At 63.0% G+C, this 9469-nt stretch carries 7 protein-coding genes and 2 pseudogenes; 7 read left to right on the forward strand and 2 right to left on the reverse strand.

Annotated elements, in window-relative coordinates:
• The first annotated feature begins 18 nt into the window (after positions 1-18).
• The 7 genes and pseudogenes from ACFXKN_RS31270 to ACFXKN_RS31300 all read left to right on the forward strand — a co-directional run bounded on the left by ACFXKN_RS31270 (position 19) and on the right by ACFXKN_RS31300 (position 7677).
• Complete coding sequence (locus tag ACFXKN_RS31270; RefSeq protein ID WP_378965485.1) at positions 19-723, forward strand: protein phosphatase 2C domain-containing protein; 705 nt, start codon at positions 19-21, stop codon at positions 721-723.
• Positions 720-2765 (forward strand): hypothetical protein, encoded by a 2046-nt coding sequence (locus ACFXKN_RS31275; protein WP_379434415.1) that lies wholly within the window; start codon positions 720-722, stop codon positions 2763-2765. Before ACFXKN_RS31270 ends, ACFXKN_RS31275 begins: the two co-directional genes overlap by 4 nt.
• On the forward strand, positions 2766-5561 hold the full coding sequence (locus ACFXKN_RS31280) for an AAA domain-containing protein (protein ID WP_378965493.1): 2796 nt from the start codon (positions 2766-2768) through the stop codon (positions 5559-5561).
• A 73-nt stretch (positions 5562-5634) separates the two neighbouring features.
• A pseudogene (locus ACFXKN_RS31285) lies at positions 5635-6028 on the forward strand (23S rRNA (adenine(2503)-C(2))-methyltransferase RlmN); the annotation flags it as partial.
• A 123-nt stretch (positions 6029-6151) separates the two neighbouring features.
• The gene (locus ACFXKN_RS31290) at positions 6152-6874 is read left to right on the forward strand and encodes a hypothetical protein (RefSeq protein ID WP_378965496.1); all 723 of its coding nucleotides are present in this window, start codon (positions 6152-6154) and stop codon (positions 6872-6874) included.
• Positions 6875-6967: 93 nt separating this feature from the next.
• Positions 6968-7303: a helix-turn-helix domain-containing protein gene (locus tag ACFXKN_RS31295; protein WP_378965500.1), complete on the forward strand. Its 336-nt coding sequence runs from the start codon at positions 6968-6970 to the stop codon at positions 7301-7303.
• Complete coding sequence (locus ACFXKN_RS31300; protein WP_378965539.1) at positions 7267-7677, forward strand: hypothetical protein; 411 nt, start codon at positions 7267-7269, stop codon at positions 7675-7677. The genes ACFXKN_RS31295 and ACFXKN_RS31300 overlap by 37 nt, the downstream gene beginning before the upstream one ends.
• Positions 7678-8213: 536 nt before the next feature.
• Here the strand turns inward: ACFXKN_RS31300 and ACFXKN_RS31305 are convergent.
• Both ACFXKN_RS31305 and ACFXKN_RS31310 read right to left on the reverse strand, forming a co-directional pair.
• Entirely contained in the window at positions 8214-9047 is an 834-nt protein-coding gene (locus ACFXKN_RS31305; protein ID WP_379434418.1) for a hypothetical protein, read from the reverse strand.
• A 183-nt stretch (positions 9048-9230) separates the two neighbouring features.
• Positions 9231-9469 (reverse strand): annotated as a pseudogene (locus ACFXKN_RS31310) (IS630 family transposase); the annotation flags it as partial.

Here is a 9469-nt window from a genome sequence, read left to right on the forward strand (position 1 = left end):
CGGGCACAGGGGGATACGATGACAAATACTCCAGCGGCGCGCCTGGCCACCCGGCACAAGGAAGGACGCGACCCGGACGAGAACGATGATCGCGCGATCGGTGGCACCGGGTCGCGCTTCGCGCTCGCCGACGGCGCGTCGACCACCGCTCGTGCCGAGGAGTGGGCGGAGCTGCTGGTAGCCGCCTACGCGATCGATGGCGCGGACATTCTAGAACTCGCCGTGCTGGATGCACTCAGGTCGCACTGGCGGGAACGGGTCGACACGGCAGGGCTTCCCTGGTACGCCCAAGAGAAGCTGCGGCGCGGCGGCGCGGCGACATTTGTCGGGGTGGATATCGACGTGGCGCGGCAGCGGTACCGAGCGATCGGGATCGGCGACGCGTGTTTGCTGCACCTGCGTGACGGAGAGCTGATCACAGCGGGTCCGCTAGATCATCCGCGCCAGTTCGGTCGCACCCCGGCCCTGATCACCACCCATTCCGGGGATGTCTCCCATCGGGCGGCGCTCTGGGAACACGGCGACGACTACGCGGGTGGTGATCACCTCGTGCTCGCCTCCGATGGTCTGGCGAAGTACCTGCTGGAACAGAAACGCGGTGGTGCGCTCATCGACGTGAGCACGATCCCCGGTGACGACGACGAGTTCCGGACGTGGGTGGAGCACGCGCGCCGCGCCGGCATGGACAACGACGACACGACGATCTGCGCGGTGCGACTATGAGATTGCCGAGCCTGCTGAATTACCAAAGTGCGGTGGCCAATCCACCGATCGCTTTCCGCCATGTCGACCTGCTTCGAACCGGTGAGCCCGTGCGCAACGCGCAGGGCATGCCGTCAGTCGCCTCGGGCGGGTTCGCGGCGACGTTCGCCATCGACAGCGCTTCGAAACAGCGCTTCGCGGTGCGCTGTTTCCACAAGCAAGGCCATGATGAGCGCCGACTGCGCGAACGCTACGAGCACATTTACCGGTTCGTCGCTGGCCATCCGAATCTGACGTTCCTGATCGATGCGGTGTACCAAGCCGACGGGATCATGGTGAACGGCACGGGTTTTCCGACCGTGCGCATGCGATGGTCGACCGGTGAGATGCTCGGCGTGTGGGTGGAGGACTGGATCGAGGGCGACCAGGATCCGGTCGCAATCGAGACGGTGCGGGTCGCGATCGCGGACGCGGTCGTCGCGTTGCGCGCCGCGGGCGCCGCGCACGGCGATCTCCAGCACGGGAACATCCTCGTCGGCCGGGACCTTTCGATCACCCTGATCGACTACGACGGCATGTTTGTCGATACGTTCGCCGGTACCGGGTTGCCGGCAATCGAACAAGGTCACCGCAACTATCAGCATCCCGGTCGCGGTGGCCGTTTCGACAGTGGCATCGACACTTTCGCGGCCGCGGTTATCGATGTCTCACTGCGGGCGCTACGGCACCAGCCATCGCTGTGGGACGACTTCGGCGGTACCGGCGAGAACCTGATCTTCACCGCACGGGACTTCGTCGACCCGGAGAACTCGCCGTTGTTCGCCGCGCTCGCCCGCATCAGCGGAGTCGCCGACGCTGCCGCTGCGTTGAAGCGGGCCTGCCGAACCGACTACGACTACGTCGAATCCGTCTTGGCGGGAACCGGGGCGGGCGCACCGACTGCGGGCGGTTTCGAACTGGCGCTCGGTCAGTTCGTCGCGGGCAGCGAACGTGACGAGCTGCTGAACCGTGCGGGTGAGACCATCACCGTCTACGGGAGAATCCAGTTCGGCATCGTCAACAAGGGATTCCAGGGCCGCGATGTGGCCTTGATCAACCTCGGTGACTACCGGCGGGGCGATTTCACCATCGTCGCCCACGACGGCGTCGCACGTCAGCTCTTCGACAAGTACGGCAGCCACAGCACGCATGGAAAACGCCTCCTGCCGAAGCTGAAAGGCTGGCAGATCGCGATCACCGGCACCGTCGTGACCTATGTGAACAAGGGCGTGCCTGTCCCGCAGATCGAACTCGTGCGGGTCGGCCTGCTACGCAATCTCACCGATCAACAGATCGCCGCGCTGAAATCCCCGCCACCCGCTGTCGCACCAGCACCACCCAGGCCTACCAGGGCACCGAAGAGCGCGGGCGCGCCGCCGATTCCGTCGTCGACGCGAGCTGCGGCGGTTGTGCCGCCCACAGATCGTTCAGCGGCACAGGCGCGCAGACAGGCCGAGCTGAGCAGGTTGTACGAAAACCCTGCCATGAGGGTGCGTCCCCCGGCGGCTCCGGTGCGAACGAGCTCGCCGTCCCCTGCCCCGCCGAGTACCCCCACACCGGACACAGCACCCAAGCAGCCGCGGACATCGCGGTCCGCGCGCCCGGCGCCTACCAATTCGGCCGTACGATCGGCGCCTCCCAACCAGGCCGCGCGCCCATCGCCTGCTGCTGATCCGGCAGCACGCCCGGCACCTCCCAATCCTGCCCCCCGGCCGACGTCTCTCAGCCCCGCTGCCCGGTCGGTGCCTGGCACTCCTGCCGCACGCCCATCGCAGGCTATCCCGGCAGCACGGTCGACACCCGCAACTACGGCCGAATCGTGGTGGGCCCCGCATCTCCCTCCGTCATCGCACCGTCCGGCCGCTCCGCCGCCCCCTCCTCGGCCACCACAGCCACCCCCACCCGTCACATGGCACCCGCCGGTGAACCACCCGGGACACCAGCGGTTGTCGGTGCGTTGGGACTGGATGGTGTTCGGGCTCGCGATCCTGGGTTTGCTGACCCTGACGATCCTGGTGGTCTAGGTGACGATCAACGCACGTGAATACGCCGTGGTCGTCCGCGAACGGGGCGGTAGTTCCGTCGAGAACAAGACCGCCGAGATAGCGGGCTATCAGATCGACGGTCGGCTGATCCACATCAGCTACGCACGCGGCGGCACCTATCGCTACGGCCGTGACCGGGTCTACCTCGCGAACCACCCACGACAACTACCACCGGACCAGGGGACCGAGATCCTCGCCGACGGTGTGCTGTGTGACAGTTCCGGTGGCGCTTACCTTTTCGACACTCCCGATGGTGGCTGGTGGCACATCTTCGCCCGGGACGGGACCTGGCATGCGCGCCCCGCGAGCGAGGTCGAGGTCGTTCGCAACGGCGCCGCGATTGCCGAATCTGCTGCGGTACTGCGGTATTGGCGCGAACTTGCGGGTCTACTGCCGGAGGCGGGCCATCTCCTGCGGGAGGGGCTCGACCACCTCACCTTCCTTCACCCTGACAGCGTGCTGCATAGGTTTCTCACCGGCGCACGCCTGGAACAGCGCGACGACGCGCCCGATCCGCGAATCTACCCGTTTCACACCAATCCGAGTCAGCGCAAGGCGATCGACAACGCGCTGCGATTTCCGATCTCGGTGGTGGACGGCCCGCCCGGCACCGGCAAGACACAGACCATCCTCAACCTGATCGCCAACATCTTGCTCGATGAGTCCAAGACCGTGGCGGTCGTGTCCTCGAACAACGCCGCGGTCGAGAACGTGCGCGACAAGCTCATCGACGTCCAAATCGGCTATGTGGTAGCCGATTTGGGCCGGTCGGAGAAGCGGCGGGAGTTTCTCGGCAGAGGTACCCAGGACAACCGGAACAGGCTTGTCGCGCGCCTTGTCGCGACCGAAAGGGGCGAGATCGGCTCGGCCGAGGAGATCGCCACCCTGGATCGGCGGTTACGCCTCCTCCAAACCACGCAGGGCGAACTCGCCCAACGGCGATCCGAGCGCGACGGTTACCTGCTCGAACGCGAACACTTCATGACCCACTTCGATCGGCAGTCGCTGCCGGACGAGCGGTTGTTGCCGGTGCTGCGCTGGCCCGCGGACAAGATCCTGGACTACATCGCCGACACCGATCCCGGCCTGGCCCAGCCGGGCGTGCTACCCGAGGCCGTCGACCGGATCATCCACTGGATCAGATACCGGTCGATGCGAGCGGTCGACGCCAGCGACGTCGAGGTCGTCCTGCGGCTGCAACGACTGTACTTCGACAAGAGGATCGCCGATCTCGATGCCGAGATCGGCCGGCTCACCAGCACGTTGAGCTCCGCGAAGTTCGACGAGCTGATCGATCGACACCGCGAGCGCTCGCTGCGGTGGCTCACCGACCGCTTGCGTGACCGCTACGCCCAGCACCGGCCGGGTATCTACGGTCACAACTACCTGCGCGAGTGGCAGCGGTTCAGCCGCGACTATCCGGTGATCCTCAGCACGTGTCATTCCCTGCAGCGCAGCATCGGGCGCGGCAGGATGCTCGACTATCTCATCATCGACGAAGCCTCGCAGGTGAATCTGCTCGAGGCCGCGAACGTGCTCGCCTGCTGCAAGAATGTGATTGTCGTGGGGGATGTGAAACAGCTGGCCCACATTCCGGGTCTCGAGTCGAAGGATTGTCCGCCCCCGCCGCATCCCGTGTACGACTTCCACCGGAACAGCGTCTTGTCCGCGTTGATCGAGCTGTACGGGGATGCGCTGCCGCGCACCATGCTCCGCGAGCACTATCGATGTCATCCCGACATCATCGGATTCTGCAACAGCAAGTTCTACGACGACGAGCTGATCACCTTCACCACCAGCACCCCCGGCTGGGAATCGATGATCGTCGCGCGGACCGTCGAAGGCAATCACATGCGTCGCCACAGGGAGAGCCGGTCCAACCAGCGAGAGATCGACGTGATCGAACGCGAGATCCTCCCGACGTACTGTGCCGACTTCGCGGCGACGGACATCGGCGTCACCACGCCCTACCGCAAGCAGGTCAGCAAGGTCACAGACGCGCTCCTCGGTGCGGTCGAAGCAGACACGATCCACCGATTCCAAGGTCGGGAGAAGGACGTGATCGTGATGACCACGGTCCTCGACGAGACATCGGACCCCGAAGAGAAGGGCGGGCTCGGGTTCCTCGACGACCCACAGAAGATCAATGTCGCCGTCTCGCGGGCGAAGAAGCGCTTCGTGCTCGTCACCAACCACGACATGCTGCCGCGCAGCAGCAATCTGCGCGACCTCATCGGCTACATCGGCTACCGGAACCCGGGCAGCACCGTTTTCGACAGCTCGATCGTCTCGGTATTCGACCTGCTCTACCGCGACTACTCCGCGCGACTGCGACCGCTCATGTCCCGAATTCGGCGACGTTCCCGATTCCTGTCCCAGGACATCATCGCCACGGTGCTGGAAGAGGTTGTGCAGGAACAGAATTACATGGGTCTCGGCATCCGGGCCGAGGTACTAGTTCGAAACCTACTGCCCGACATAACCAAGCTGACAGTCGCTGAGGCACGGTTCGTGAACAATCGCGCGAGCTTCGACTTCGTCGTATTCAACCGTGTCACCCGTCGATGGGTCTGCGCGGTCGAGGTCGACGGATACGAATACCACGAGAACAACCCGGACCAGCTGGCCCGCGACGCGCTGAAGAACAAGGTCTGCGTCAAATACCGCATCCCGCTGCTGCGCCTACCCACCACCGGTAGCGCCGAAATACCCCGCATTCGAGCCTCTCTCGACAGGGTGCTCACACCCGGGTTCAACATTGGCGGGTTGCTATGATGCCAGATTGTGCGTTGAAACTGTTGATTGGTCTAACCGCACATACGGACAGTAATTTTCGGCCGTTGAGGGGTCACTGCATACTCCCGACGATGAGCTGCGGGATACCTTTGGTTCCGGTGAACAACCGTTGGTCGGTGGCCGAAGTCCTGGGCGCGGCACGGTATTACGCGGATAAGTCGGGTCGTCGAGTGTCGATCGAGTACGCGTTGATCCGTGATATCAACGACCAGGGGTGGCGCGCGGACATGCTGGGCAAGAAGCTGCGTAAGGCGTTGGGGCCGTTGGTGCATGTGAATCTGATTCCGTTGAACCCGACTCCGGGTAGTGAGTGGGATGCGAGTCTGAAGCCGGTGCAGGACGAGTTCGTGCGCCGTGTCCAGGCGCAGGGCGTTACCTGCACCGTGCGCGACACTCGTGGCCAGGAGATCGCGGCCGCCTGCGGTCAACTCGCGGCCGAGGGGTAGGGGTGGCAGCCGATCTTACTAACTTGGAGCACACCGTTAGCCGTTCTAACGCGCGTCGCTCGACCTGACGTCTGCCTCTGCAACCAGGCTGCCAATTCGATTGCAGATCAGTAAGATTGCGTCATGACGCCACAAGGTCAGATCGGTTGGGCATCCTTCGACGTGAACGTCAACATCTCCGCACCTGTGGTCGGCGACTACGTCGACCCAGGACTGATGCACTGGACTGGGACTGCCACATACGCCGTCAGCTCCGACGGCGATAGCCCAGCTGATGACGTTCCGCTTGGTCTCTCGGTAGTTCACACTGATGAACGCGGCGACCGCGAGAAACGGTGGACGGTGTTGACGATGCACGGTCTGCTGGTTGATCCGTACATCGTCGAGAGCCGCATCGATGACCTCCTTGATGGCATGTCCCAGGACTACGCACATTTCGCACCTCTGTTCGGCGGCGACAATCAGTTTCATCCTGACCTCGCTGAGATCATCGAAGGCATGCACTCAGCGGCCGTTCTGATCGACCGGGTCTACATGGCGGAGATGTGGCGAGGTCGTGGCGGAGTTGGTCGCCTGCTCATCAGCCGTATTCTTCGGCTCTTCGCTGAGTCTGTTGGTGTCGTGGCGACGCATCCATTCCCGATCGAGCTGTTGAGGGAGCGGGACGATCGGACCGGTCTGACCGAGCATCCGCGCTTCGCGGAAGAGCTGGCCAAGGTGCAAAGGACCTGGGAGCCTCTGGGGTTTGAGCGGTATACCTCCCATTGCTGGGTAATGGACCCGGCGATGCGGACGCATATGGATTCAGTGGCGCGACTTGAGAAGACGCTGTTCGCCGATGCATAGCCAGGACTGCTAGTGCCTCGGCTCGGAAGGTTGATGCGGCAATCTGCCAAGGTGGCGGATTGATCATCAGCGCGTGAGCGGTGATGCTGCCCGGTGGAGGTGGTGCCGGTGGCTCGCAAACCGGATGTGTTCAGAGCGGTGAACCCGGAAGAAGGCCGCAACTTGGCCCAGATCGCGCGGCGTAGCGAGCAACCTGTGCGAATGTGGTGGGCGATCGTGGTGATGGCCTCGGCCCAGCATCAACCCGTCGGGTTGATCGCGAAGCTGATGCAAGTATCGGAACTCTATGTGCGCCAAGTGATTCACGACTTCAACGCGCACGGATTCGAGTCGCTGGACCCAAAACGGAGCGGGGCAGGCCGACGAAGACCGATCAAGCGACGCTTGATCGGATCTGTCAGATCGCCCGGTGCTGCCCCCACGATCTGAACTGGCCGTTCTCGGCATGGAGTTTGTCGAAGCTGGCGCACGTGTTGCGTACCAACAAGATCGCGGACCTCAGCCGCGAGACTCTGCGCCGGATTCTCATCGCCGGTGGAGTGTCGTGGCCGGCCACGAAAACGTGGAAGACCAGCAACGATCCCGACTTCGTCGCCAAGATACACCGGATCCTCGATCTTTATGGCAACCCACCTGCCGATGGGCGGGTGATCTGTGTTGATGAGTTCGGGCCGTTGAATCTGTTACCGCGGGCCGGTCGGGGCTGGTTCCCGAAACGGCGACCGACGCGGTTACGTGCGACCTATCACCGCCCTCGGGGGTGCGACAGATGTTCGGTGTCTTTGGATTTGGCCTCGGGTTAGCTCTACTACCGGATCAGTGATCGGAAGCGTTGGACCCGAGTTCCTGGCCTTTGTGAAGTCGTTGCGGGCTCGTTGGCTTGGTCGGAAACTGTATCTGATCTGCGAGAACTCGGTGTGTATAGGCGGGCCGGGGCGCGGGACTGGTGCGGGTCGAACGCGGTCGAGTTGGTGTTCGTGCCGACGTATTCGTCGTGGCTGAACCGGATTGAGTGTGAGTTCGCGGCGTTGCAGTACTTCGCGCTCAACGGCACTGACCACCGCAGCCACGCCGAGTAGGACGCCGCGATCGGTGATTACATCCGCTGGCGTAATCAGCACGCCGGACCCTGTGCGCGAATTCGCGGTCGGTTCCAGGATCCGGCGTTCGGATTACCTACCTAACGTTGCGTGACGCGGCACTAGCACCTGCCTGAAGTTCCGCTCTGCATGTGATTTAACCTGGGTGCGGGGGGTTTATCCGCGGAGCCGCGATGCCCACCGCTGCATCGCGGAGACTCATCGGTCGGGCGGTCTAGCCGCACGAGTTCGGATGTGCCTTACTCCTCTTTATCGAGGTCGGTGTAATCCGGGATCGGGGCATTGAATACTTCAACAGCCCAGCCACCTTGGCCGTGTCCTCCGGTTGAGTAGCCGTGCTCGTCGCGCTCGGCATCTTGGACCCAGACCGTTACTGGGTGAATGCGGACGTACTTTCCGGCGTCATGGGCCTTCGTCGCCAGCTGAACGCCATCGCGAAGGTTGGACTCGACCAGCTCGGACTTGTCGTCTAACTCGCCAATTTTCCAACTGGTCCAAACAATCTCGGGATTCAGTCCGTCAACGTGTGGCCAGCGTCCGGGCCGCGGTTCGTCGTAGGCGATATCCGGGGTGGCGGTCCGCCCATCCAATTCCCAGTATTTTCCTCCCCGCCATGTCGATTCGATAGCGTTCTCTAGCCGCACCGGCAACTCTACTTCGCCCGAGTTTGGGCCACGCATGAATTCGTACAGTTCATCTATGCCCCTGGGGCGTTGCAGCTGGTCTACGTAGTCCGGCACGGAGTGGATGGGGCCACGCCAACTCCACTCGCCGTAAAATGGCGTAGTACAGCGTGTTTCGAGGTATCGGCGGATGGAATCTGAGACTGCCTTCGGGAACATGCCGAGATCCGGATGCGTCAGCTCTGCACGCACGGCAAAGTCGTCGTCAGGCTGAGCTTGCTCCTGTATGAATTGATTCAATCTGCTGACCAGATCCGGAACGAGATCGAGGTGGTCGGTGCCAACTGTGGTAACCAACTCCAGTTCGTCTGGGATACCTACTGTGCTGTCGATAGATACGGCGAAGATCTGCGTCCGGGATAACGTTGGATGAGCGAGGAAGTAGCGCACGGTAGTACGGCTCCTGGGATGCGATGGGTAACCGAGCACAGCAGACTGCACACGGCGAGTCTCGAATGGGTTCGTCAGATCGCGTCCGGGTCGGCCTGGTGTCCGGCCTGGCATCGATCAGAGTGATTATTGTCCAGTCCGGCGTGGTGTCCGAAGCGGCGTGACGACAAGGCTAGTGCCTCGTCAAGCAACCTTCGGTAGGTAATCCGGTAGCCGGATCTTGGAGTTGACGGCGAAGTCTCGCTTGGGTCGGGCGTGCTGGTTGTGCCAGCGGATGTAGGCACCGATCGCGGCATCTTGCTCGCCGTGGCTGCGGTGATCGGTGCCGTTCAACGCGAAGTAGCGCAGCGCCGCGAACTCGGACTCGATCCAGTTCAACCACGACGAATACGTCGGTAAGAACACCAACTCCACCTCATGTG

Origin of the sequence: Nocardia sp. NPDC059195 (assembly GCF_042754695.1) — a bacterium.
GTDB lineage: Bacteria > Actinomycetota > Actinomycetes > Mycobacteriales > Mycobacteriaceae > Nocardia.